The following is a 26328-nucleotide window of genomic DNA, read 5'->3' as shown; positions in this document are numbered from 1 at the left end:
TATGATTAAAGAACATACATTTACCAATGCTGAAGCATCCACAATACTTTTAATCGACGATCACCCAATGTTGAGAAATGGTATTAAGCAATTACTCAATACCAGAAAACATCTAACCGTCGTTGCAGAAGCAAGTAATGGGATTCAAGGGGTGGATTATGCTATTGACTACGAACCAGACTTAATCCTATTAGATATCAATATGCCAGAGTTAGATGGATTGAAAACGTTAAAATTACTACGAGATAAACACATCTCAAGCAAAATTATTATTTTTACCGTTTCAAATTACGATGAAGACGTGTCTAAGGCGATTAAATTAGGTGCAGACGGATATCTTTTAAAAGATATGGAACCAGAAGAATTACTAGCCTCTATTGAAAATGCATGTTTAGGAAAAACAGTCATTAGCCCTGAATTAACATCAATTTTAGTAGGAAATCTAAGAGAAAAGAAGCAAGAAAAACTAACCAATGTATCTATTGATGTTCTTAGCACTCGGGAACAGGAGATTCTGAAAAACATTGCTGTTGGTTTATCAAACAAAATGATTGCTAATAAACTTTTCATCTCCGAAAGCACAGTAAAAGTTCATGTAAAAAGCATCTTGAAAAAACTACAATTACGCTCTCGAGTTGAAGCAGCAGTTTGGGTACATCAAGAAAAAATCAGGTTCGAATAATTAGATATTTCTGCCTAAACACATCGATTAAGCAGAAATTCATTCTTCACTGTACATTAATTTTTAAATAAAATATTGTTCTCTAAAGCAATGTGCGTGAGGATGTCACTTTCAAATTGCTCTAATAATAAATATAAATTTTGCCATGACTGACATGCATCTTCATGTACTTCCAAGTAGTTCACCAAAGTCATTAAATCACTCAATGCCTGGATATGGTCATCATGGTCTTTCTCCATGACGAAAATAGGACCATCAGGATAGATCCCTTGACTGATCATTGGAAACAAGATTTGTTCTTCTTTCTCCATATGACTGCATAGATCGTTCTCAATCCCTTCTAAGCATTCACTCAAACCAAGAGGGCATTTAGGGTGGTCATAGTGTACAGTTTCAACACGTTTCGCTAACTCTATCGCCCGATTCAACTGATCTCTGTGTTTTATGTGAAAGTTAGCAATGATATATTTTATCAACTCTTGATGAGGTATATCACAAAATTTCAGCAACTCTTTGTTATCCCGACTCAGTTCGTTTAATTCATCAATCATATTAGAATATTTGGAAATATCATCGATAACTAAAAATTCATTTAATGTTTTCCTTAAGTTTATATATACATTAATGTTGTACGATTTTAATACATTTATTGAACCTGGAACGTTTTTTATAATATCACATAGGGAAGTATTATTTATGTTCATATCAATTATCCTCTTTCATATCACTTTTATTCTACTCTAGAACTATCTAACCTATTAGTCTTAATATATGATTTAATTAAATTTACCTCTAAATGATTACGACAATAATGAAAAATAACATTTCATATTTATACACGGCATACGATAATGGTATTTATAAATCAAGCCTATTTATATAAAGATTAGACAACTCATGTTCGTTTTAATTATATCCATAAAAATTTAAACGCTTTATCAACATTTAATGATCGCATAAAATTCCGTTTTTCACTTTTACTTTGATTCCTATGTCTCATTTTGACCGCTTATTCAATCTTTCATTCATTGCAATACCTGTATTCCTTACATCAGCTATCATTGCGGTACTTGCAAACTACGGGCATACCATTTCCACAACCCCTTTATTGATTGCATCAATAGGGGCTTCCATCACGATCATTTTTGTGATCCCTAGCAGTCCAATGGGAAAAACATGGCCTTTGGTCGGTGGACATTTAACGGCGGCGTTGGTCGGTATCGGTTTATCGACGGCATTCGATGATCTCATAGTTTTGATAACACTGACAATAACTTGCACTATCATCATTATGATTGTCCTAAAATGTGTCCATCCACCTGGCGTAGCAACTGCACTTGTCCCTGTGTTGAGTCACACATCGCAGCCAGATGTTTACTTCATATTCGATCCTGTCTTACTTAATGTTCTTCCCCTAGCCTTGTCTGGCATTGTGTATCGTAGATGGAATGCCATAAGGTCTTCGAAAACAACTCAAAAACCATCAATTAATTCAAAGTCTGCACATGAAAAGTCATCACTTTACTTTGATGAATTACATAGTGTTCTGGAAACGAGAAATGAATGGTTAGATATTGATGAACAAACGCTCGATGAAATTTTCAAACAAACTCACCTGCTTGCTTTGGAGCACAAAAGTCAAAAACTGACCTGCAAACATGTAATGACAGAAAACATTCTGGCACTCACAGAAAGTGATTCTGTCTATGAGGGTCTCAATACACTTCAAAAAAATAAGTTTAGTGCAATTCCTATTATAAACTCCGATAAAGAAATTGTAGGTATTTTTTCATTAGTCGATTTTTTACTTTATGTCGAAAAAAGAAAAATAAACTCATTCGTAGGTTTATACCTCTTGGCAAAGAAAAAGACGTCGAACACTATTGGCCAATATATGAAAAGAAATCCAATTTCTATGCATGAAGATCAACATGTAGCTCGTCTTATTCCATATTTGACCTCGGGGTTTCACCATATACCGATTATAAATGACCATAACCAGTTAATCGGAATGATCACACAGTCAGATCTAATCGAATTCTTGTACAACTTAAAAAAATAAATTAAACGATTAATAGATTTATTCCCTTTGAAATGGTTGGTTGATTTTAATAATTTACAACCAACCAATTTCATTCAAGCAGTTTTGAACATACTCAGTTTTTCAACAACATTTTCTGTTACCTTTGTTAAATTAATACCCTGTTTTATAAGGGCCTCACAGTCAATAGCGTTCGAACTAGACAATTGTTTCAACTCATCAACTTTGGAATTTGCTTCACAAACTAATTGACTGATCGTATGAATGTTAACTTCATGTTCGCTTTCATTATGTTCAATAAATGACAGTACAGACCCTATGCTTTCATTGGCGTTGCGAATTTCAGTTTGGCTTTTAATCGTATTTTCAGATAGAAGAGTTATCGTCGAAGTTTGCGACGACATTTGCGTCCCAGCCATTTTTACAGTCGTTGATATCTCAGAAACTATCGAGTTAATTTCATGCAAGCTCTCTTGCGTGGATTGCGCCAATCTTCTGACTTCATCTGCTACAACCGCAAAACCTCGACCTTGATTTCCAGCGCGGGCCGCTTCAATTGCGGCATTCAATGCTAGTAAATTAGTTTGGTCCGCTAATTTTGCAACAACTGAAACGACATTTTCTATCGATAGTGTTTGCGCGGAAAGCTTATTGAAACTCTTCTGTAACTGGTGGTTACTTTCTAAGTATTGATCGAGACCTTGGACAAGGTTGTCCATCATCCCAACAGAATGCTCAAGCTTCGCGTGTGTACTCTTTACTTGAATCTGAGTTTCTTCGGCCTTCACTTTAAGAGCGATTGAAGTGTTATCAAGCTCTTCAAGCTGTTCATTTAGTGAACTAACACTAGCATCCTGCCTTAAAATTCGCTCCGAGATATTTGTCGATTTATATTTCAATTGCGTAGAAATCTCATCTGATGCAATCGCTTGTTGCTGAATTTCTTCAAGCGCCACCTTAACATTGAATCTGAATGTGTTGATTACATTCAACACATTGGTAATTTCACTGTTGTATTGGCTGTTAATGTTGCAAGGTGTTGATAAATCTTTCCTTTCAAAGTTTCTCATATACATGGTGACATTTTTTAGAGAATCAACACCCCAAATTTTTTCATCTATATCGTGTATAATTAAAAAAATAACAACGATGCCTTGAAGTATCTGAGAAATCATATTTTCGGTAAAAAATAATGCATTCATCACAAGAATAACAACACCTAACCAATGCACAAATCGCATACGAATAAATAGTGAATACATCAATTTTCCTTATTTTCAAGACTAATCATAGATATTTAATTAGCATTGAGGCAACTAATGTTGCCCCAAGATACATAGATAAAACTATTTAGATTGAGACTGATACATTGGCTGATTGGTTTTAGTTGAATTGGACCAAAAATTAATATTGAATTGGGCATCATCACTCAACTCAATACGATGCCAATATTGCGGTGGACTTGTCGCAAATTGACCTGCATTAATAACAACAACCATCTCAGGTTCCGTGGCATTCGCATCGGCAAAGCCATAGTAAGTCACTTGCCCCTCCATAACACACAATTGACCGAAAACATCTTCCGCCGTGTTATGGTGAGAAAGTAAAGCACTCGGCACGTTGTCTTTTGTGAAGAAAGGTGTTGAGCGTTGAATCGTCCACTCTTTTGGTATACGCAAATGTGACATAATGTCCTCTTTTGTTTAAATTCGATGTTACGATTGTCTAGATATCTGTGATAGCTCACGAAGCAGTGGGAATGCCTGCTCTATTTGTTCGTTTGTAACGACAAAACCGACGAGATGGTCGTTGTCATCTTTCGCTTTCGCCACAACACCAGAAACAGAAATATTCACTTCCCAATGATCAACCTCATTTACTGTTCCTGCTAGTTGGATTGGGTAACTAGGCGTTTTGACCTTGACCATCATGGGAGGTAACACTAACTGGGCGTCTTGCCCCAATAGTTGTTTGGCTAGTACGTTGGCGCCTAACACAATAGGTTGTAGGTATGGCATCATTCGATCTTGGATTTCTGCGCAATCTCCCAACGCAAAAACATTACGAGTTGAAGTCTGCAAACGACTATCGACGACAATTCCTTTGTTAACTCTAATAGCCGCTTCTTTAGCCAACTGTGTATTGGCACATAAGCCAGCCGCTGAAATCACGATATCGGTTTCAACTGTGCGCCCACAGCGTAATGTTGCCGTTAATCCACTTTCTGAACTGTCTACTGCGACTACGCTAGTTTCTAATCCCAGTTGGATACCTTGCTGCTTAAGCTGTCTTTCAATTGGCAAAGCAATGAACTCAGGGATTAAGTTTGCCAATAAGCGAGTATTTGGCTCAATAACGGTTACGTTTTTACCACAGGTTGCAAGATCCATTGCAATTTCAACACCAATTAGCCCGCCACCGATGATCAAAACCCGCTTTGCTCGGCTAATTTGTGTTTCAGCCGCCTGATATTCTTGTAGCGAGTTCAACGTCAATACGTCTCCTACTCCATCACCATTCATTGGTGGAACAAATGCTTTTGCTCCTGTAGCAAACACCAGTTTTCCATAGGGGTAAACTTGCCCATTTGCTGTCACCTGCTTCGTGTAAATATCTACCTTTTCAACCTTGGTGTTTGCAAACAAGTCGATGTTATGTTCTTTTGCAAACATGTCGCCAGATTTGACAACTAAATCCGAGGCTGTTTGTTTTCGACTAAAAACATGACTCAAATCTGGCTTGTTGTACTCGGCACCATCTTCAGCAGTAAAAACCTGAATTGGAATATGTGCGTCCATACGACGCACTGTTTTAATTAACTGGTAAGCAGCAAAGCCACTACCAATGATCACTATAGGTATCTGCATACTGCCTCCTTACGCTTTATGTTCTACAAAGACATCTTTGCCTAAGTGACATTCTGGGCATAAGAAGTAATCGGGTATGTCAGACCATACTGTTCCAGGTTCAATGCCTTGGTTTGGCTCACCCTGTGAAGGATCATATACCCAGTTACATACAGTACATATCATGCACTGACAACCTTCAGGGTGTGGCTGTTCCTGTTGGACACCAAGCTGAACTTCTTCGACGTTTCGCGGATTCACTTGAGGAGCCTGAGATGCTGGTTCGAGAGCTGTCGAATGTACTTTTGTAGATCTTGATAGCGAGTTGTTAGCCCATAATTTAGCAATCGCCTGACCATGTTCACGACATTCGCGCATTGCTTTTCCATCTGGTCGCCATTTGGTTTTCAAACTTAACGCAGTTTCGAATCCTGCATCGGTTAACCGCGCATGTATACGATCAACTGCACCGCCATTCCAACCGTAACTACCAAAAGCGGCAGCTTTTTTCGCTTTAAAACGAAGCCCCGTGATTTCCTCTAGCATACCTGCCACTTTTGGCATCATGACGTTGTTCATGGTTGAAGACCCGACCAAAATACCTTTAGAGCGGAAGACGTTAGCTAGAATTTCATTCTTATCATGCTTAGAGACGTTGAAAACCTTAACGGCAACGCCAGAATCAACATCATGAATACCTTGTGCAATCGCATCCGCCATCATTCGAGTATTATTTGACATCGAATCGTAGAAAATCGTAATGCGATCCTCTTGATAGTTGTCCGCCCATTCTAAATATTGCTCAATAATTTGAGCAGGATTATCTCTCCACACAATACCATGTGATGTAGCAATCATATCGACAGGCAGATTAAAACTGAGTACCTCTTTAATCTTTGCAGTTACTAAGCTGCTAAACGGTGTCAAGATATTGGAGTAATAACGTAAACACTGATCCATCAACTCATTTTGATCGACTTCATCATTGAATAATCGTTCATCACAATAATGTTGACCGAATGCATCATTACTAAATAACACCGCGTCACCCGTTAGATAAGTCATCATACTGTCAGGCCAGTGAAGCATGGGCGCCTCAACAAAAACGAGCTGTTTTCCGTTACCAATATCAATGCTGTCACCCGTTTTTACCGTTTTGAAATTCCACTCAGGATGATGGTGATGTCCAACAATTGAATCTATCGCGGCTTCGGTACAATAAATGGGGGTGTTAGGAATTTTCTCCATTAATGCAGATAAGGCACCTGAGTGATCTTCTTCCGCATGGTTTACAACGATAAAATCAATGGACTTAAGATCAATTTCCATCTCAAGATTTTGAAGAAACTGATGGCTGAATCGATGATCAACAGTATCAATCAATACCGTTTTTTCTTCTCGAATGAGGTAACTGTTGTAGCTGGTACCTTTAGTCATTTTGTATTCTGTACCATGAAAATCTTGCACTTCCCAATCGCGTTGACCTACCCAGTGAATATTGTTTTTAACATGAATTGTCATTGTCACTACCTTAACGTGGATTTAAATTAATTTATCTCTGATACATTAGATATTGCACAAGGCATGCCAAAAACACATATTGTTATTTATCAATAGTTTACCGCAAGCTCGCCACACAAATAATGTCTTAATGACACTGTTGACAGCTGTCATTAAGACATTAAAATTGTCATATTGACAATTGTGGATATTCAATATGACTACACTAATCGCCCAATGGCTTCACATTACACAAGATCTGAATTCAGCTCTTACTCAACAAGCTCGCTTTGACACCTTGCTCACCACAATACGAGAAGTCTTAAAGTGTGATTCGTCTGCTCTGCTTCTTTATGAAGATCAACACTTTAAACCGCTAGCCATCAATGGTTTAGCAAAAGAAGTATTGGGTCGCCGCTTCTCTATCAATGAACATCCAAGATTAGAAGCGATTGCCCGCGCGGGTGATATTGTGCGTTTTCCATCGGATAGTAACTTACCCGACCCCTACGACGGCTTGATCCCTAATCATGATGATAAATTACACATCCATTCATGCATCGGGTTACCCTTGTTAATAGACGATCATCTCATTGGCGCAATCACCATTGATGCTTTTGATCCCTTCCAGTTTGATTCACTTCTAAATCATGAGCTACGTTTTATCAGTGCGTTGGCCGCTGGCGGACTTCATACCGCATTGCTTCTAGAACAATTGGAAACACAGACCAGCTTGCCGAGAGAATCGTTTACTGAAAAACGGGCATTGAATGACGACATTATTGGCGAATCGCCAGAAATGAAGTCATTGCAACAACAAATTAATGCGGTCGCCGATACTGAACTGTCCGTATTGGTCATGGGCGAAACTGGGGTTGGAAAAGAGTTGGTTGCCAACGCCATTCATCATCGTTCTAATCGCGCAGATAAAACATTGGTCTACCTAAATTGTGCAGCGTTACCTGAATCTGTAGCAGAGAGTGAATTGTTTGGACATATAAAAGGAGCGTTCACTGGAGCGATCAGTAACCGCAAAGGTAAATTCGAGCAGGCCGACGGTGGTACTTTATTTTTAGATGAAGTTGGTGAGTTGTCACTTGAATTACAAGCAAAGCTGTTGCGAGCTTTGCAGTACGGGGATATTCAACGTGTCGGGGATGACCGACATATCCGTGTCAATACTCGTATTGTGGCAGCCACCAACCGAGTTTTACATGAAGAAGTCACCGCAGGACGTTTTAGAGCCGATTTATATCATCGTTTAAGCGTCTTCCCTATTCGTGTTCCTCCATTGCGCGAACGTGAGGAGGACGTCATATTATTAGCAGGTTTCTTCGCAGAACAGCTAAGAAGCAAATTAGGACTAAATAGTATTCGCTTTTCATCAGATCTTATTCAAGCATTAAAACAATATTCGTGGCCAGGAAACGTGCGAGAGCTGGAGCATATGATCAAGCGTGCAGGTGTATTGTCCAAAGCTCGCACACGCTCATCGGACATCGAATTGTTAGTGTCAGATTTTGATATCGAGACATCCTCGTCTGCAAATTCAGTTGTAATCAACACAACCGACATTTATTCGATTAGTGAACCTGACGTGGGGCTTAAAGAAGCAACGGATAGGTATCAGAAAAAAACGATTCTTCATGCACTCAATCAAAACCAAGGAAATTGGGCAGCAACGGCTCGCCAATTAGAGCTTGATAGTGGGAACCTACACCGTTTAGCGAAACGTTTAGGAATCAAGTAGTGATTAACTGCATATTTGAACTTTCGCTTTGTGATACGATTGATACTTTACGAAAACACTTTTATAGTTAAATTTATGCAAAGAAAAATTATTATTTACCATGAATGGTCCGTGCCACGAATTTTGGACACCGAGGTAAGGCCTAGCTAAAAGGTGTCTATCAAGTCGGTGCCAATTCATCCATAATCTTAAATTTCTATAGACTTTGAAAATTATGGATAGAATTTAAAAAATTAAAATAATCACAAGAAAACATGACAGATTCTAAGATTACGAAACAATGTAACTATGATATTTTTTATAAAAAATTATCTTTTTACAAATTCAATATTTTGTTATATTTTTACCAGACCTTTTAGCTTTATACAAATTTTTATCTGCTCGTTCTAATGTTTCTCGATAATTTGTATCGTTACTTTCATTTTCTGCAATACCCGTAGATATAGTTACTTTAAGTTCTATTTTATCGAAGATAAATATATAGTTAGAGATTTTTTTTCTAAGCCTTTCAACAACAGATGATGCATCTGTGAGGCTACAATATTTTAACACAAGAGCAATTTCTTCGCCACCATAACGATAGGCTTTATCGTCTGGCCTAATAGAGGATTGAATAATATCAGAAATCGATTCTAGGATATCATCTCCAACCAAGTGACCATAATTATCATTAATATTCTTGAAATTATCTATGTCAATAAGAGCTATACAGTAAGAATAGTTAAATTCAACAGATTCTGAATTTATATATTCGATATCTTTTTCAAATGCAGCCCTATTTAAAAGCCCTGTTAACTCATCTGTATAAGTTAATGCATGGGTTATTTCTTTTCGAAATATTTCTATGCTTTTATCTAATTTTTTCATCAAAGAGATTAAGTGCCTATAATTCTTTTTACTTGTACTCATCATCCTTTCATTACTTAAAAGATACCCAGTAAATTTGATAAGGGAAGAAAGATTTTCTTTAATTGCTTTTATTCTTATATGGTTATCGAATCTAATGTAAGCTTCATCCAATAGATCCGAGAAATCCATTTTATACAGAATAATATATTGATTACCATAGTTTAAGTTACGAGAATCATGATAATGAAGCAGATAGAATAAACTAAGTCTAGCGTCTTGATGCTTGATCAATCTCTGACCAAGATCTACATAGAATCTCTGCAAATCATTTGTATCTAATTCCTTTAAAATATTATCCACTTACTACCCTCACTAGCTTAATGTACTTGTAGAGGATACTTTGCAAACTGAAACACCTCACCTAACAATTAAACGCCTTAATCTTATCAATGAACACTAAACTATCGCTACACTTACCCTTCAATAACAGCATTTGAAATGTTTTTGTGTGTACATCTCAAAAACATGAACATCTAAGAATCTTTATAAAGTTTTCATTTAAAGTGTTTATTTATACTTATTACACTAGTTTGTCTAGATTTTTATAATCATTTCATTAATTCATGTCACACTTGACATCTTCTAGCTTATAAATCAAACATGGACCAAAAATAGAAAAAGTGGAGTAACAATAATAAATAAGTTCAATGTAATTGTAAGAGACCTTGTTGTTTACACTAGAGAAAAGGTATGTCCACGTAATTGCGCTTAATAGTTCTGAGTTTCTGTCATATCTACTCCCTTAAAGCTCATTCAACGCTTTGGGCCATAAGTAAGCTTCGCCTGCATTAGCGTTGTAATTTCTCAGGCTTAATTTACCACCTAATCATCGTTTCATTCGTTCATTACGATCTCTGATCGATAGCGCCTATGATAGCTTTAGCTATTTTTCCAATTCCTGTTGTAACCATCAACCTTTGACACCCTACAGCTAAATTGTGATACTACCCCTCCTTACAAAAAACTCTCCCTTCTCTTAATAACTAGGTCACCTGGCCTACCTTTACAGACCTTACTTCGTTCATAATTGATTCTATCAAAATCGGGGCAAAACAAAGGATATTTTTAATTGACTCATACCCTGGGGGCTGTAGATCCATCTGGTTAGTTGCAACGGAGAAATACATCCATCGCATCAAAGCTTATTAGATCAACCTACGTTTCGGAACAGTCTCTTCAACCTTAGTCAAATGTGAGTATTAAGACGTCAATGCTCTAAGTTGAGTTCGTACAACACAATTTTCATAAGGCGCTTGTCACCTTAATTGTCTGATGTTCGATATCCGACAGCGAATTTGAATTACTAGTTTATACGACGCATATGAAGCGTGATATTCGCGCTTCAATGATCCTACCCTCAACTGTCACTCCATAAATATTTTTTAGACTACTACTTGACTATATAGCCAAAATAAAAACATTTACCCTATTTTATTATAATTTCTAGTAAATTTTATTACTTCCTCACTACAAACTGGCTTACTATAATAATAACCCTGCGCTTTTTCACATCCACACATAATAAGATATTCCAATGTTTGGTAGTTCTCTACGCCTTCAGCTACAACTCTGAGACCTAACTCATGAGCTAATGTAATGATTGACTCTGTTATTGCTTTAGACTTTTCAGAAGTATTAAGCTTACTAACAAAACACTGATCGATTTTTAATTCCTTTATAGGCAACTCATTAAGATAAGCAAGTGTTGAATATCCAGTTCCAAAATCATCAATAGAAAATGATACCCCCAAACGGTTCAGGATCTCCATATTCTCTTTCGCAATATCAAAATTTTCTAGAAACGAACTTTCTGTAACCTCAAACACTAAACGAGATGGTTCTGTTTTTTTTAAAATACTCGTAATAAAGTGTATAAATTTATCATTAACTATGTCTTGAGTTGTAATATTAATACTTACCGTGACATACTGACTATCTAAGTCATTCAAAAATTTTATTACCTCTTTGACAACCCATACGGTAATATCATACATATTGTTAGCTTTTTCAAATAAAGGAATGAAGGAATTAGGTGATATTAAGCCCAATTCAGGGTGATTCCATCTTACTAAAGCCTCATAACCAATAACTTTATTTTTAATTAAGCAAACTTGTGGTTGATAAAATAATATAAAGTCTTTGCACTTATTAATTTTAAAATCTGTAAGCAGCTTTTCATTCAATTTATTTGGCTCAGCATCGACATCATACTTACAAATAGATAAATATTTCCTTTTTGCATATGATAATGCCGTTATTGACTTTCTAATTAACTCATCAATATGCTCATCAATATGTTTTATTCCCTCTATTCTCTCTTCAGCATCTATAGTCACATATCCAACCACAAGATCAGGCTCTAGGCTAAAAGTGGAAAAGCGCAAGTTTATGATATAATTTAAAATTTGTTCTAACTTTTTTGAATTATTAGAGAACAAAACATAAACGCCTCTCCCTAAATGAGCTAGCTCAATCTCATCGTAGCCTAGTAGAGTATGCCCTACATGTTTTATCACATTCAGAGAGTAAGCGTATCCCATAACACTAATTAAAGTATCAATATTGGTAATCTGTACAGAAAAGAAGGTGGAACCATCAAAACACATCCTCTCTAAGGTTAATTCATTTTTCAGTCTATTATTAAAACCATTCCTATTTAAAAGTTCTGTCTGTTCATCATAATCAGCCAAGTAAGAGAGTTTAGTTTTTAATTCCTTTGTTATTTTCAACTCATTTTTCAATTCACTCGTACTTTTAATTACCTTTCTTTTTAATAAGTAGTTAAAAACTAAAGCAAGAAAAAAGACTATTAATAATACTGAAACTGTAACTAACCATAATTTGTACTTATTCCAAAACGACAATGAGTACCATTGAAAATCATTTTCCCACCTTTTTATAATTTCTCCATAAGTGCCATCAGTTACAACTTCAGTTAATTTCGAATTTACCGCATTTATTAAATCTACGTTGCCCTTTTTAACAGCAAATACGTAAGGAGCACTCCAAAAAGGTAAGCTGGACATTTCTAGTGGTAATTTATGTAGTTCTATTAGATAATTAGATGAAATTGTAACTTCAATACAGGCGTCTACGAATCTTTTTACTACATAGTTGAGACATTGTAATTCAGTATCTACTGATATTGAGTTTAAGTTAGGAGCATTACCTAGTTTATATTCTGCAAATGAACCACTGACAACAGCTACTCGCTTGTTAATTAGTTCATCTAAACCAGTGAACCCTCTTTCACCTTTCATTGTGTAAATGGCATGAGATATATAATATATAGGTTCTGAGAATTCATATAGATTCTTTCTATAATCAGCACCAATCAACGCGATCAAATTAGCTTCGCCGTTTAAAACAGATTTTTGAGCATCTTCCCAATTTTTCAAATCAATAGAAACTATAATTTCAGGGTCTTCTCCAAACTTTTTTATAATTTCAGGTAGGATTCCATGTATGTTATTCCTTTCATCCACCCACTCCAAAGGTGGATAATTATTTGATCCTGTATATTTTATTATATTGGAATCGACGTTTGCAAAACTACACATTGGAGCAACAACTAGCAACAGTGAAGTTATACTATAAAGAAACAACCTACTTGACTTCACCATGGAAATTACCTCAATAAAAATATGGGCATTGACATTTGAGCTTAGATTTATTTACCAAAAGCCATACAAACTAATATTTATTTTCATGACTATAGTATTATTAACACCTGAATTCAATAGCTTATTCTGGAATCTCTTTCCACTTTTTAATCAGTACAAGCTATCATTGACATTTTTATCCATTTTCACAACCGTCGCCCTAATCAAGAATCAAAAGTGCGAAAATTACTTTATAATTGAATTTTGTTAAACAATACTCAAAACACCTCTTTATTAGTATTGCAATTTTCAACATATCAATATTGAAGATTATTGAAATTTTTCGTTTATTCATTCTTAATTATAGGTTCTGAACGGCTTTATAGCTGAATTCAGCTTAGGAGCGGACGCTAGCTAAATCGTACACCTTTTAGAGTTTCGGGCATACCTATCCTAGTTAACTTGTTGAGTGCTTGTAGTGGGAACGTAACCGTTCACCAGCAATGCATTGACACAAAAACGTGACCATCCGCACTGGATCCCACTTTGCCTATTGAGTGGTCATTCCTAGTGTTCATGCTGATTACATGACTAAGAAAAAATCCAAATTCTCATCTACACCACCTATTGCATCGGATATCAACGAAGCTAATGCGTTGATATCCGAGTTATGGGCGCAATTACGCCATTATGAAGATAGGCTAAAAACGAGCAGCGCCAATTCTTCGAAGTCCCCTTCCTCCGATGGACCGAAAGAGCGGACTGAACGAAAAAAGCTCAAAGCTCTAGTGGTCGCAATCCGAGAGGAGCTAAGCAGGGTCACGAAGGGCATAAACGACAACTCTCAGAACTAAAAGAATCCGATACTGTTGTTGATTGTTACCCTGAAAACACATGCCCTTGCTGCGGTGACACTGACCTCGAAATGAGTGACAAGCCGTTTTATCGCCATCAAGTTCATGAAATCCCACCGCCGCACATAGACATTACTGAATATCGGCTCTACTCGGGCAAATGCACGCAATGTGGAGAGGCAGTAAAAGCACACAAGCCAAGCGACATTCCTCAAGGGATTATGGGACCAAATCTAATGAGTCATATCGCCATACTGGCTGGTCAATATCATCTTAGTGTTCGAAAAATACGCTCATTACTGCAAGAGCAGTTTGGTACGACCTTCTCAGTGGGTGCCATAAGTGAAGCACAAAGCCGCATTGCCTCTATGCTTACACCACTGCATCAAGCTATCAAAACCAATATACAGTCTGCGCCACTGGTGCATGTAGATGAAACATCACACTCGAGAAATGATGAGGAGCGTCTACGATGGTGCTGGCTGGTCGCAAGCGATGATTTAGTCTATGAAAAAATCCTTTACTCTCGCTCGACGCACTCAGCAAAAACAGTACTGGACTCAGATTATTGAGGCATCGTGGTCAGTGACCAGTATAGCGGCTATAACTGGCTTTCTCAGGACAAACATCAATTATGTTGGTCGCATGTCATTCGCAATCTACAACAAATAGCCGATTACTCAGGTAAAGGCCATACCGCAAAAATAGGTCAACGCCTTGTGCTGCTCAGCAAATTAGTCTTTCGAATGCGCCATCGTTGGGAAGCTGGCAAAATCGATGACGTGCTATATCTAGATCGACTGAGTCGTCTACGGTGTCGTTTTGATCAATGGTTGGAAAAGGGAGCAATACAAATCCCGATTCAGCGTTATCAAGGGCGATGTCGAAAACTCAAAGAGCACAGCCAAAGTTTATGGCTGTTCCTAACCAACCCCAAGATCCCTCTCACCAATAATGAAGCAGAGCCGCGGTTGCGTGGCTTCGTCATTCAACGAAAAATCAGCTACGGCACAACCTCAGATGCAGGCGATAAGTTCCGAGACAGGGTGCACTCGCTCATAGAAACTTGCAAGAAGAGGCAGAAATCTTCGCTCGAAACTCTAACTCGCATTGTAACTGCTGTGATCTCACAGCAACCATACCCCAATGTCTTCGACCTGAACGAAACTAGTTTTTACGCAAACGCTTAGTCAATAACCTGTTGGTGAACGGTTACGTGGGAACGACTGTATTGGGAAAACTCTAAAACCGTTGCAATTTTATTTGACGATATATGGACGCCACGTTTTTTCAATTATTGATGAATTTTCGGTTCGCTGTAATATATCCGACGTTTCTATTATAGCTTCTTCACTTACGTCATGATGTAATTCGCCAATGCAACAATAGCTTGTGCGTTACCCCGCCATTTACCAGCGAGTTAAACTAGGAGCCGAGCGCAATCTTACCACTTATTGCAAATAACGCCCAACGGCTCGAGCGCCATGAACAAACAGCATTTGTAATTCTGATCTGCCGTTTTTGGTGATTTTTCCAAGGCATTGTCTGTCTCCAAATCTTGACTGTTTAGGTTCTCGCCCACACCATATTGAAAATTGACAACTATTGTAGTTTAGCTCACCTGTCTCTACTTCACTCTTATCGAAGTAACGCCCAAACGACGACATTATCTTTGATGTGAAGTTTAGCTCTTCATATTTATTGAGTAGTCAGCTGGAATTAACGAATGGAAAAATAGTTGCTACACGCAAAAACTATTGAGCTTTTACTACCAGCCGTCCTCGCACTATTTGCTTGGTTGCTCTCGATTTTAAATAATAAGTGCGATATTTATAGAAAGGTGCAGTACAGGAAGCCAACTGCTGAAAGTGATACGCTCTACTCGCCAAGAAGCAAGTAGTACTACCATGAATTATTAGCAGTTGACAGAAGGCTGAAGATACCAGGTTTCAGCTCTTTCGAAACGAGGGATTTCAGTTTCTGAAATTACAAAAACAGTTCAGTGCAACCGCTCGACGGTATATCTGGATATTAAGTGAGGCAGTAAAGGCAGTATTCATTGCCTAAACGAGGCTCTGATGTTGTCGATTAATAAACTCAAAACTGTGCGTAAGTACCGCATACCTCAGGAGCATACTGATTGTAAAAACGCTTGGGCAACAAGTCATATCGCTACTTGAGTCAAGAAAAAAAGAGCAAGATCCATCGATAAAAAATCAGGTTTCGATTGAAGATGGACCAAATATCGTTGACAGTAAGGAATGGTTTGGTGGCTTTCAAATCGACACTGTGCTACGCAATCATAGTATGAGTGCAATAGTGACTAATTTACCTCGTAAAACTCGATTTTACGAGGTAAAGAACGTGCCATCTAAGTCAGCAGTTTATGTCACCAGTGCCACAATTGAGCTACTGATGTCTTACAAGAAATATGTCCATACCATCATGGCAGATAACGGACTAGAGTTTTAAGTCATAAAGCCATCGCAAAAGAATTAGAGGCTGGTGTGTACTTATCCCATCCTCATAGTTCTTGGGAGCGAGGGTCTAATGAGAATGCGAACTGACTTTTAAGGCAATATGTGAATAACGGAACCGACCTAACGGCGGAGGTAGACAGCGATATAGGGTTCGCTTTATCGCGGCTAAATTTTCGACAAAGAAAGTGCTTAGGCTTCAAGCAGCCAGCCCATGTATTTGAAGAAATTGCATTAGCTGCTTGATATTGGAAAGTATCGCACTTCGCAGTTGAATTCGGGCTTTCACTTCATCCGACAGCGGCTGGTAGGGTTTACATTATTAAGCAATACTATGTCTATACTTGGAATAGTAATCATATTAGGACTCTTCTGCATCATTTACTGGCCCAGCCTACCTAATCCAGAGTTTAGTATTAATAAGCCGAGCCAGCGTTGAAAGAGCGTCACCTCTTTCAACACGATAAATGCCTTAATCGTTACTTATTACGTGCACATCCCTTTGCGGGAAAGGTATGGTTAACCCTGCCGCTTCAATATTTGGTTTCACCTGCTTCTGTACGGCCCAGTAGGTATCCCAGTATCTATTAGTGGGACACCAAGCACGCAGTTGAAGGTTGACAGAACTGTCGGCCAGCATATGAACAATCACTTGTGGCTCAGGCTCCTTGAGAATGTGTGGCTGAGACGCAGCAATTTCTTTTAGTACATTCAAACCGATATCAATTGAATCGTTGTATGATATTCCGACCGTTATATCCATGCGGCGTTTATTGTTACGACTAAAGTTGCGGATGGTTGAGTTCCAAACAGCACTATTGGGACTTGATATATAAAGGCCATCTGCGGTTTCGAACACAGAGGTAAACAAACCAATATCAGTTACACTTCCCGAGTAACTCCCAAATTCGACAAATTCCCCTTTTTTTATCGGTTTTAGAAATAAGATCATTATTCCAGCAGCAATATTACTTAATGTATCTTTCAGTGCCAACCCAACAGCCAGGCCTGCTGCACCCACTAATGCAACTAAACTTGCAGTATTGACACCAAATAAGTCCAATATGATGACAAGCGCTACTAAGTACACCGCATATGAAGCCACTTGGGAAAGCAAACGCGCTACAATCTCATCCCCTCCACTGACCTTTTCGGTGGCCTTAAATACGCCTCGTTTCACAAGTTTGGATACAAACGACGCAACGAGAAAGATGAAAACGGTTAGCAATGTATTTTGTGCGATCTGAATAATGAACGCTTGATGTGTTGTATACAGTTCTAATAGGTTGTCCATGAATATTAGTTCCTAATAAAATATGATAGGGTTCGTTTATTAAATGGCGGTATAAACGAGATAGCCGTTGTAGACGAGATAACAAAGCAAAAGCACCGAGCCTTCTGTGCGAGAAATAGTTTGGGATTTTCCAAAACCTACTGCGGTAAACGTTAAAAGTACGGTGACAAAAAGCATAGATGTCCAGTCCCGCCAGAATACCTCCGCACCAATATTGGAAATGGGTTCAATAGTGCCTGCAATCCCTATAACAGCTAAAGAGTTAAACATATTCGAACCTACGACATTCCCGATGGCAATATCGTGCTCACCTTTGCGGGCTGCGACAATGGAAGCAGCTAATTCAGGCAAAGAAGTCCCTAAAGCAACGATAGTCAAACCAATTAGTAAATCGCTGACACCAAGTTGCTGGGCAATTTCAACCGCTCCCCACACAAGGATCCTGGAACTAACAATCAATAATACTAATCCTACAACAAGCCAAAAAATCGACGACTTTAGCGACAATGTCTGGCTGGCTAATTCTTCGTCCATTTCTTGTTCTAAATGATCACCTCTCGAGCGCAGAGCACTCCTAATTGACCAGCCAATCAGTAGAAAGAACCCCCCGATCAATACCCATGCTTCCAACATGCTAATATGGTGATTCCATAACATCGCCCCGACCCCAAGAGTGACCGTTAGAAGAATCGGCAACTCTTTACGAATAATGCTTGAATGAACAGCGATGGGAGCAATGATCGCTGTGGTGCCAAGTATTAAAGTGATGTTTACAATATTCGAACCAAGTGCATTTCCCAATGCCAGCGCAGGGTTTCCATCCATCGCCGCCATTGCGGAAACGACCATTTCTGGCGCTGATGTGCCAAATCCTACAACTAGCATACCAATTAATAACGGAGGCATTCCCGCGTAGTTAGCGCTTGCAGCTGCACCTTCTACAAATTTATCTGCGCTCCATACGAGCAAGGCAAAGCCAAAAATAATGGCCAGTGTTGCTAATAACATGATGATTATCCGTCAGTTAGATAAAGTAAGAATATAGATTAGCCGTCAATTTGAGTTGGTAGTGAATATAAGAGATAACTAAGAGAACGGCTTAATAATCTTTTACGTTAGATATTACGAAGATGGCAATCAAAGGCGAGGCCTGGTCACCCATTGCAAATACATGGAAGCAAAATGACTTCTTGTCTTGATTAAATAGGAGTATGGCGCTAACAAGTGGGGACGATCCAAAGCATATAAGTGAGCTGCGCAGAGAAGAAAAAAGTTTCTACGCTCTCTTGTAGAAAGCCAAAAAAACAAAGCGCACCGTACTCTCAAAGTAGGCTCCCTTTAATCAATTGGGTAGGCAAAACAACAGCAAAACACCGATCCTACCCGCATCAATGCTTTGCTTAAGTCTTGCCAGAACATAGTGAACGTGAATACCACAAGCATGTGGCTTGGAGACTGTTGATATTCACACCTCTTTATAAGAGGAAGGCTACTCCCTTAAACACTCAAAATAATAACGAATATATTCAATTTAAATCAACCATTAAATGAATGACTTATCGATATTCTTTTGTGTTAAATTGCGAGATACTCAAAACACGTAAACATGGGCGACAAAAGTCGCCCATGTTTACGTGTTGTACTTTGGTCATTGAGACGCCGCCGTTTCGGTTATTAATCCAAACAATCCAACTAAAAACGTCTAGATATTACACTCTTGTTTAGCTTTCGCTTGTTCAATGGCTTTTCCTATTAATGATTTCGCTTCATCACTATCCAATGAACTCATCATCATGCTGACTGTACTGTCTGCTTCTGATTCTGAGGTTGCTTCAACATAACATTGATAGTTATTAGCAACGCGGTTTGTTACATTCTCAACTGATTGAGGATCACTAAAATCTAGATTAATCACCTCTTTTACTGCTTCTGAGAATGACCTGGCAGTATCAGAAGTTGCTTCAAACTCTTCAAAATCAAACGCCTGCTCCTGCATATCATTCATATTATCCTGAACAACTGCCGTCATTTCATTGGCTGTCTCTTGAGCTTTATCCATCACTTCTGTTGCTGTATCTTGTACACTATCAACCGTTTCATTCGCCTTTTCACAACCAAACAGTGCTAAGGCAATCAGTACAGCGTATATCGTCTGTTTCATTTTGAGTCCTTATCCGTATGCGTAAACACTATGTCATTTTAGCTTATCAACTCGAATCACGTGTAAAAGTAACGGGCAGTGAAGTCAGGGACACGCCTCTTAACTTTAATAGGAATAGACTGACACTCATACGGAGATTGAAAATAAGGAGATATTGATGAGAGCTTTCTGTCCAGAGATTTGCTATTTGAACACTATAGCGAACTCCCCATGTCGGTGAGCATGACGTTCCCTCTTAAGTGCTTTCAAGGGGACCGTTTCATTCTGTGGTTTATTCCTGATTACGAATCATCATCCAAATAATCTAATTGTTAGACGAATAAATAAAGGGCCAGAGAAATCGTTATGTTGTTTTCAACTTTGACGATACATTCATAATTATCTTCATTTGCCCACAATTTTACGCTTTTTTTACGCGAACCCTGATCCCGCATCTGATAGAGTCGCTGTTAAGATTTTCTTTCAAATGACTTATATGGCAATGAGTTGGCTACAGAAGCGTTATCTCTTATCGGCATCGGTGTTTGTTCTTGCACTTGTCGTATCTTTAGGACTTGATCACTGGTTAGGCTCAACCATTGCGGTGTTGCTGATACTCCAGCTTTCTATCGTTGTGATTGCCCTTCAATGTCACTCACGAATAGCTTATGTGGCTGCGATTGCCGAAGCCGTCAGTTTTAACTTCCTCTTTACCACGCCTCGATATTCGCTTCAGATGTTCCACTTAGATGACATCATCAACTTACTTGTTTTTATTGTGGTTGCCTTTACTACCAGTCAGCTCGCTGAGCGATATCGACGCCAACAAAATGCGCTAGAACAAGTTCAACTGCGCCACCAAATTTTGCTCTCCGTATCTCATGATTTGAGAACCCCACTCGCGGGGATTATCGGTAATCTCACCACTTTCAAAGAATATCAGACGCAACTGCAAGCCAAAGAAAAGGATGAGCTGCTCGACAGTGCCATCAAAGAAAGCCATCGCTTACACCAATACATAGAGAACCTTTTGCAAGCGACGAAATTGCAGCACGGCGTGGTTCACATCCAGAAGCAACAAGAATCCATAGTGCACATTGTAAAAAGCGTCATTGGCCGTTTCTCTTCATCCACCACAAGTATTGAGGTTGTCGTCAATGGGACGGTTTCATCGGTTGAAGTCAGTCGGGCTTTATTAGAGCAGGCGTTATTTAATGTCTTGGACAATGCGTTGCGCTATTCCCCTAAAGATAAACAGGTCAGTGTGACAATTTATCAGAATCAGCAAAATGTGGTGATTGATGTCTACAACCAAGGCCAATCACTGCAACCCGATGAAGCAGAAAGAATGTTCGAGCTGTTTTATTCAGGCAAGGAGAAAAGAAGTGACGATTCTGGCTCAGGCCTTGGATTGAGTGTGGCAAAAGGCGTGGTCTCAGCCCATCAAGGCCATATCGAATGCGTAGAAGTACAACAAGGTTGTTTGATTCGGATTTCGCTGCCAAGCAGTCAACAAGGAGAGCAGTAGTGAACTACAAAATACTGGTGGTGGATGATGAGCCTCAAATCCAAACGTTTATGCGAATTTCTTTGGCGGCTGAAGGCTTTGATTACGTGGGAGCAGACTCGTTAGCCACGGCAAAAGTGCAATTTGAGCGTGTTCAGCCGCATGTGGTGGTGCTCGACTTGGGATTGCCTGATGGTGATGGTATTGAGTTCCTATCGATGATCCGTCAGTCAAGTAAAACGCCTGTGCTCATCCTAACGGCACGCGATCAAGAAGAAGAGAAGATCCGCTTGCTTGAAGCGGGAGCTAACGACTACCTCAGTAAGCCGTTTGGCATTAAAGAACTTATTGTTCGGATTAAGGTACTGCTGCGAGATTTGGTCAGTGACCATTTTAGCGAGGATATCGTTACTTTTAGTGGGATCAAGTTACAAAAAAGTACCCATCAATGCTGGCTGTACGATACTGAAGTCATTCTGACCAAAAAGGAGTTTGCGTTTCTTGAAATGCTCATGATTACACCAGGGCAACTTGTGAAACAGACAGACTTGTTGAGAGAGGTGTGGGGCGAAAGTCATACCGAAGATACTCATTATCTGCGCGTACTGGTTAGCCAGTTGCGCAAAAAACTCAACGATAGTGCAGACGAACAACAGCTCATTAAAACCGAATCAGGGATTGGCTACCGTTTAGTTTCGATGGAGCCACCTCGTGATTAATCTCAAGAATACCGTTCGACTCTTGGTCATGCCCATGCTTTGGATGGGGATTGTGCAAGGTTCATTTGGCTTGTTGTCGCTGTTTATATTTCAAGATCATATTTCAGGTGACTTCTTCTCTCCTTCGGCGGTAATGATACTCTCTGCTTTTTTGTTATCCGTTCTATTGCGAAAAAGTGAGCTGCATAAAGTCACTTTTCGAGATGCGTTAATGTTTGCCAGTTTAACTTGGGTATTAACAGGCTTCTTAGGTGCATTGCCGATCCATTTCGTTACCAAAGTCAGTATGACTGACGCAATATTTGAGTCCATCAGCGCCTTAACCACCACAGGTGCTACCATCCTAGCTGGCTTGGACGATATGCCGAAATCTTTTCTCTTGTATCGTCAATTTCTTCAGTGGATGGGTGGGTTAGGCGTGGTGATTTTTGTCGTCGCGGTATTGCCCATGCTCAATGTTGGAGGAATGCGACTGCTTAAGGCAGAAACGCCTGGGCCGATTAAGGATGACAAGCTTTCGCCTCGTATCAATAAGACAGCGCATTATCTTTGGGGTGTCTATTTAGCGATTACCGTCGCGTGTGCGTTGGCTTACTATTTTGCGGGGATGTCGGCTTACGATGCCATTGCGCACAGTTTTACCACGGTTTCAACAGGCGGTTTTTCGACGCATGACGCCAGTATGTGGCATTTTGAAAGTCACCTTATCCTTATGTTATCCAACATTTTCATGATGTTGGGCGCGATCAGCTTTGGTCTTCATTTTCGTGTGTTTCAAAGTGGTTTTTCAGGGCTGCGACTGTATGCCTCTGATGAAGAGTCGAGAGTGTTTATTCTTACCGCGATAGCGCTCTCCTTTGTTTTAGGATGGTACATTTTTAGCCATTCTGCTTACGACGATTTTCTTACCTCACTGAGTTTTGCCATGTTCAGCGTCGTCTCATTTATGACCAGCACAGGATTTGGGGCAGCGGATTTGGGCAGTTGGCCTGCGGCAAGCGCACTCTTCTTGGTGTTTTGTGCCTATCTTGGTGGTTGCTCAGGTTCAACCGCAGGGGGCAATAAATTTGTGCGTGATATCATCACGTTTAAAGTGATTCGACGAGAAATTCGTCAGCTTACCCATCCCAGAGCCATTTTGCCGATCCGTTATCAAGGGCGTGTTGTAACCTCTGATGTGACCAATGCCGTGATGGCTTTTATGTCTCTGGCGGCGCTGACCACCGTGGTGTTCACTTTGCTGATGATGGCAACGGGACTGGACTTTTGGTCGTCCTTTACCGCAGTGGTGGCGTGTATCAATGTGCTTGGACCTGGTTTTGGCGTGGTAGCAAGCAATTTTCAACCTGTTTCTGATACAGGCATCTGGATATTAAATCTGGCAATGATCCTTGGCCGACTGGAATATTTCACGGTGTTAGCCATGTTATTGCCACACTTTTGGAAAAAATAGTAAAGGTTTTGTCATGGCACATTTTACTGTCATTGGGCTTGGTCGTTTTGGTATCGCGGCCAGTCTTGAACTGATCCATCTCGGACACACTGTGACGGGCGTTGATCGCGACCCAAAAATTGTTGAGAAATATGTCGAGGAGTTAACGCAAGCCATTATTTGTGACTCCACCGATGAGAATGCGCTGCGTGAATTAGATCTTGGCAACAACGAAGCGGTATTGATCGCGATTGGGGAAGATATGCAGTCAAGTTTGCTTTGCACTTTGGCATTGAAAAATCTCGGTGTTAAAGAGATTTGGGTTAAGGCCAGTACCAAAGCACATCACACCATAGTGTCGAAACTTGGCGTTCAACGTATTATCCATCCAGAAGAGGAAATGGGCGTGCGTGTCGCTCAGGCACTAAACTACCCTATGGTGAATAACTACTTGTCTTTAGGTCACGGGTTGTATGTGGTTGAAATTCATATCAGAGCATCGTTACACGACACACCGATTGGACAAATTCTTGGTGATGCCAAAGGCAGTGTGCAAACGGTTCTCATCAAACGTGAACAAGACGTGCTCAATCAGATTGATCATGATTTTGTCTTGAAAGCGAATGATATCATTCTGTTGTGCGGCACTCGCGCTGAGCTAAAATACCTCGCTCCAAGGTTGGTGTGACATGGTATTGTGGCACCCCTCTATCACGCCGATAGAACGTAAGCCCAAGTCAGGAAAAAAAATAGTTGGTGCGCCGCCACTAATTTTAAGTGGCAGCTTTTTACTGCTCATCCTGCTGGGTACGGCATTACTCAAACTGCCTATCGCGGCTCATGAGCCTATCACTTGGATACAGAGTTTGTTCACGGCTACCTCAGCCGTAACGGTGACAGGGCTAGTGGTGGTTGATACAGGCACTCAGTTCACCTTATTTGGGCAAGTTGTCATTGCTTTACTCATTCAGTGTGGTGGCCTCGGACTCATGACCTTTGCCATTGTGACCTTGATTGCTTTGGGAGGGAAAATCGGCTTTTTAGAGCGTACCGTCGCAAGAGAAGCATTTAATCAAACCGACTCCTCGACGCTTGTTGCGACCGCTAAATCCGTGCTTATGTTTGCTCTGACCGTCGAACTGGTTGGGATGACCATACTGACCTGGTATTGGAACGATGAGCTTGGCTGGGCAACCAGTTTATTTCACGGTTTTTTCTATACCATCAGTGCGTTTAATAATGCAGGGTTTGCCTTAAGTGCTGATAGCTTAATGCCTTATGTGGATGACCCCGTCGTTAACCTGACGATTACAGGACTATTTATCATTGGCGGGTTAGGCTTTTCGGTTTGGATGGATTTAAAGCGAAACCGTCGGTGGTCAAAGCTGACGGTTTATAGCCGCATGATGATAACGGGAACCGTGCTTATCAATGCCATGACAGTGATAGCCATCTACCTAATCGAGCGTGATAACCCCAACACCTTAGCGCCACTCAGCGAACTCGGTAAGTGGCTGGCTTCTTGGTTTCAGGCGGTAACCCCAAGAACCGCAGGCTTTAATACACTCGCGATTGACCAACTAGAAGATGCCACCACCGCGATTATTCTGGTGTTGATGTTCATTGGTGGTGGTTCGTTAAGTACCGCAAGCGGTATCAAAGTCGTGACCTTTATGGTGTTGATTTTATCGACTTACGCTTACTTACGTCGTGATGAGCAAATCCATGTGTTTAAACGTGAAATCGCGAAAGATACGATCAGCAAAGCTCTTGCACTGACGATGATTTCGGTTGTAGTGACGTGGTTAGCCATCTTTGCATTACTCTTGACGGAAAATGCCCCGATGATAGATGTCGTGTTTGAAGCGGTTTCTGCATTAGGTACTGTGGGGTTATCTCGTGGCTTAACAGGTCAGCTTTCCGCATCGGGTGAACTCATTATCATCTTTATGATGTATATGGGGAGATTGGGACCATTAACCTTGGCGTACTTTTTAGCTAGCCCACGCCAGAAAAAACTACGTTTTGCGGAGACGAAATTAGCCATTGGATGAGTTTTCAAGGCTAACACAAGGAAGTGAACGCAGGTTTAACGACTAATAGCTAAAGCAATATCATCAACAATAATAAGCCTTATTTACGATGACTAGGGTATGACTATGTATTATTACTGGCGTATTTTAAGAAGGGCGCTTTGGGTTAAATTCAATTGTTCAAGAGGACTGCACCATGACCCTGATGGTAACGCACGGTACTGTTCTTACTGTGGTAAAAAGATATCTCACATATCGGCTTAAGTCGTAAACGTAGGAACAATTCAGTATGATATAAATAATGGGGGCTTCCTTATTATTAGCAGATTAATAACACATAATTTATGTGATGTCGAAAAACCATTATGCCTCATTGTGTGTTTCGACTTATTGAACACGCACTTCATTAAAGCATCATTTAACTTGCTTTTCATAATACCTGTAATGTAAATTATTTCAGTGGCGACTGTAAATAACAACTATATCTTTAAACGAAACCTGCAAACTCAAGCTAATTTTCTTATCGATACAGGACCCTACAA

General features: G+C 39.7%; 19 protein-coding genes and 3 pseudogenes. 11 read left to right on the top strand and 11 right to left on the bottom strand.

All coding sequences use genetic code 11. The annotated features are described in order from the left end of the window. Position 1: 1 nt before the first annotated feature. The gene (narL, locus tag DBX26_RS24420; RefSeq protein ID WP_118121177.1) at positions 2-682 is read left to right on the top strand and encodes a two-component system response regulator NarL; all 681 of its coding nucleotides are present in this window, start codon (positions 2-4) and stop codon (positions 680-682) included. 56 nt (positions 683-738) lie between these two features. Here narL and DBX26_RS24415 read toward each other — a convergent pair whose 3' ends face one another. Continuing rightward, positions 739-1386 (bottom strand): hemerythrin domain-containing protein, encoded by a 648-nt coding sequence (locus DBX26_RS24415; protein WP_118121176.1) that lies wholly within the window; start codon positions 1384-1386, stop codon positions 739-741. Positions 1387-1673: 287 nt separating this feature from the next. On the opposite strand from DBX26_RS24415, the gene DBX26_RS24410 reads away from it, so the two are divergent. Further along, the gene (locus DBX26_RS24410; RefSeq protein ID WP_118121175.1) at positions 1674-2744 is read left to right on the top strand and encodes an HPP family protein; all 1071 of its coding nucleotides are present in this window, start codon (positions 1674-1676) and stop codon (positions 2742-2744) included. 74 nt (positions 2745-2818) lie between these two features. Here the strand turns inward: DBX26_RS24410 and DBX26_RS24405 are convergent, their stop codons facing one another. The 4 genes from DBX26_RS24405 to norV all read right to left on the bottom strand — a co-directional run bounded on the left by DBX26_RS24405 (position 2819) and on the right by norV (position 7090). Beyond that, complete coding sequence (locus tag DBX26_RS24405; RefSeq protein WP_006071640.1) at positions 2819-3985, bottom strand: methyl-accepting chemotaxis protein; 1167 nt, start codon at positions 3983-3985, stop codon at positions 2819-2821. An 84-nt stretch (positions 3986-4069) separates the two neighbouring features. Further along, entirely contained in the window at positions 4070-4411 is a 342-nt protein-coding gene (locus DBX26_RS24400; RefSeq protein ID WP_000018973.1) for a DUF1971 domain-containing protein, read from the bottom strand. Positions 4412-4438: 27 nt separating this feature from the next. Further along, entirely contained in the window at positions 4439-5590 is a 1152-nt protein-coding gene (norW, locus tag DBX26_RS24395) for an NADH:flavorubredoxin reductase NorW (RefSeq protein WP_118121174.1), read from the bottom strand. Between the two features lie 9 nt (positions 5591-5599). After that, a complete protein-coding gene (gene norV, locus DBX26_RS24390) occupies positions 5600-7090 on the bottom strand; it encodes an anaerobic nitric oxide reductase flavorubredoxin (protein WP_118121173.1) in 1491 nt (496 codons plus the stop codon). A 196-nt stretch (positions 7091-7286) separates the two neighbouring features. On the opposite strand from norV, the gene norR reads away from it, so the two are divergent. Continuing rightward, positions 7287-8819 (top strand): nitric oxide reductase transcriptional regulator NorR, encoded by a 1533-nt coding sequence (gene norR, locus DBX26_RS24385; protein ID WP_118121172.1) that lies wholly within the window; start codon positions 7287-7289, stop codon positions 8817-8819. A gap of 324 nt (positions 8820-9143) precedes the next feature. Here the strand turns inward: norR and DBX26_RS24380 are convergent, their stop codons facing one another. Continuing rightward, complete coding sequence (locus DBX26_RS24380; RefSeq protein WP_118121171.1) at positions 9144-10028, bottom strand: GGDEF domain-containing protein; 885 nt, start codon at positions 10026-10028, stop codon at positions 9144-9146. A 1121-nt stretch (positions 10029-11149) separates the two neighbouring features. Then, positions 11150-13351 carry an EAL domain-containing protein gene (locus DBX26_RS24375; RefSeq protein WP_118121170.1) on the bottom strand — a complete coding sequence of 734 codons (2202 nt, stop codon included), beginning with the start codon at positions 13349-13351 and terminating at the stop codon, positions 11150-11152. A gap of 566 nt (positions 13352-13917) precedes the next feature. Between DBX26_RS24375 and DBX26_RS25850 the strand changes: the two genes are divergently transcribed. Further along, complete coding sequence (locus DBX26_RS25850) at positions 13918-14184, top strand: DUF6444 domain-containing protein (RefSeq protein WP_367947066.1); 267 nt, start codon at positions 13918-13920, stop codon at positions 14182-14184. A 71-nt stretch (positions 14185-14255) separates the two neighbouring features. Then, positions 14256-15374 (top strand): annotated as a pseudogene (locus DBX26_RS24365) (IS66 family transposase). A gap of 270 nt (positions 15375-15644) precedes the next feature. Here DBX26_RS24365 and DBX26_RS25710 read toward each other — a convergent pair. Further along, positions 15645-15782: pseudogene (locus DBX26_RS25710) on the bottom strand (transposase); the annotation flags it as partial. 324 nt (positions 15783-16106) lie between these two features. Between DBX26_RS25710 and DBX26_RS24355 the strand changes: the two are divergent. Continuing rightward, positions 16107-16907 (top strand): annotated as a pseudogene (locus DBX26_RS24355) (IS30 family transposase). A 226-nt stretch (positions 16908-17133) separates the two neighbouring features. Here the strand turns inward: DBX26_RS24355 and DBX26_RS24350 are convergent. From DBX26_RS24350 to DBX26_RS24340, 3 genes are all read right to left on the bottom strand, one after another. Beyond that, positions 17134-17955, bottom strand: coding sequence for a mechanosensitive ion channel family protein (locus DBX26_RS24350; RefSeq protein WP_118121167.1), 822 nt, complete (start codon positions 17953-17955; stop codon positions 17134-17136). Positions 17956-17994: 39 nt separating this feature from the next. Continuing rightward, positions 17995-18963, bottom strand: coding sequence for a calcium/sodium antiporter (locus tag DBX26_RS24345; protein ID WP_118121166.1), 969 nt, complete (start codon positions 18961-18963; stop codon positions 17995-17997). A 694-nt stretch (positions 18964-19657) separates the two neighbouring features. Further along, positions 19658-20116, bottom strand: a complete 459-nt coding sequence (locus tag DBX26_RS24340; protein ID WP_118121165.1) for a hypothetical protein — start codon at positions 20114-20116, stop codon at positions 19658-19660. 481 nt (positions 20117-20597) lie between these two features. Here DBX26_RS24340 and DBX26_RS24335 point away from each other — a divergent pair, with 481 nt between their 5' ends. From DBX26_RS24335 to DBX26_RS24315, 5 genes are read left to right on the top strand one after another with little or no spacing between them, the layout of a single operon-like run. Further along, complete coding sequence (locus tag DBX26_RS24335) at positions 20598-21623, top strand: ATP-binding protein (RefSeq protein ID WP_118121260.1); 1026 nt, start codon at positions 20598-20600, stop codon at positions 21621-21623. After that, positions 21623-22321, top strand: coding sequence for a response regulator (locus tag DBX26_RS24330; protein ID WP_014234407.1), 699 nt, complete (start codon positions 21623-21625; stop codon positions 22319-22321). Before DBX26_RS24335 ends, DBX26_RS24330 begins: the two co-directional genes overlap by 1 nt. Further along, positions 22314-23774 (top strand): TrkH family potassium uptake protein, encoded by a 1461-nt coding sequence (locus tag DBX26_RS24325; RefSeq protein ID WP_174234203.1) that lies wholly within the window; start codon positions 22314-22316, stop codon positions 23772-23774. The genes DBX26_RS24330 and DBX26_RS24325 overlap by 8 nt, the downstream gene beginning before the upstream one ends. A gap of 13 nt (positions 23775-23787) precedes the next feature. Continuing rightward, positions 23788-24441, top strand: a complete 654-nt coding sequence (locus tag DBX26_RS24320) for a TrkA family potassium uptake protein (protein WP_118121164.1) — start codon at positions 23788-23790, stop codon at positions 24439-24441. A gap of 1 nt (position 24442) precedes the next feature. Then, positions 24443-25807, top strand: coding sequence for a TrkH family potassium uptake protein (locus DBX26_RS24315; protein ID WP_118121163.1), 1365 nt, complete (start codon positions 24443-24445; stop codon positions 25805-25807). Positions 25808-26328: the final 521 nt, after the last annotated feature.

This window comes from Vibrio sp. dhg (assembly GCF_003443775.1).
In the GTDB taxonomy this organism is placed as follows: Bacteria; Pseudomonadota; Gammaproteobacteria; order Enterobacterales; family Vibrionaceae; genus Vibrio; species Vibrio natriegens.
Note: the sequence above shows the minus strand (reverse complement) of the source record. Positions and strands in the feature narration are given on the sequence as shown.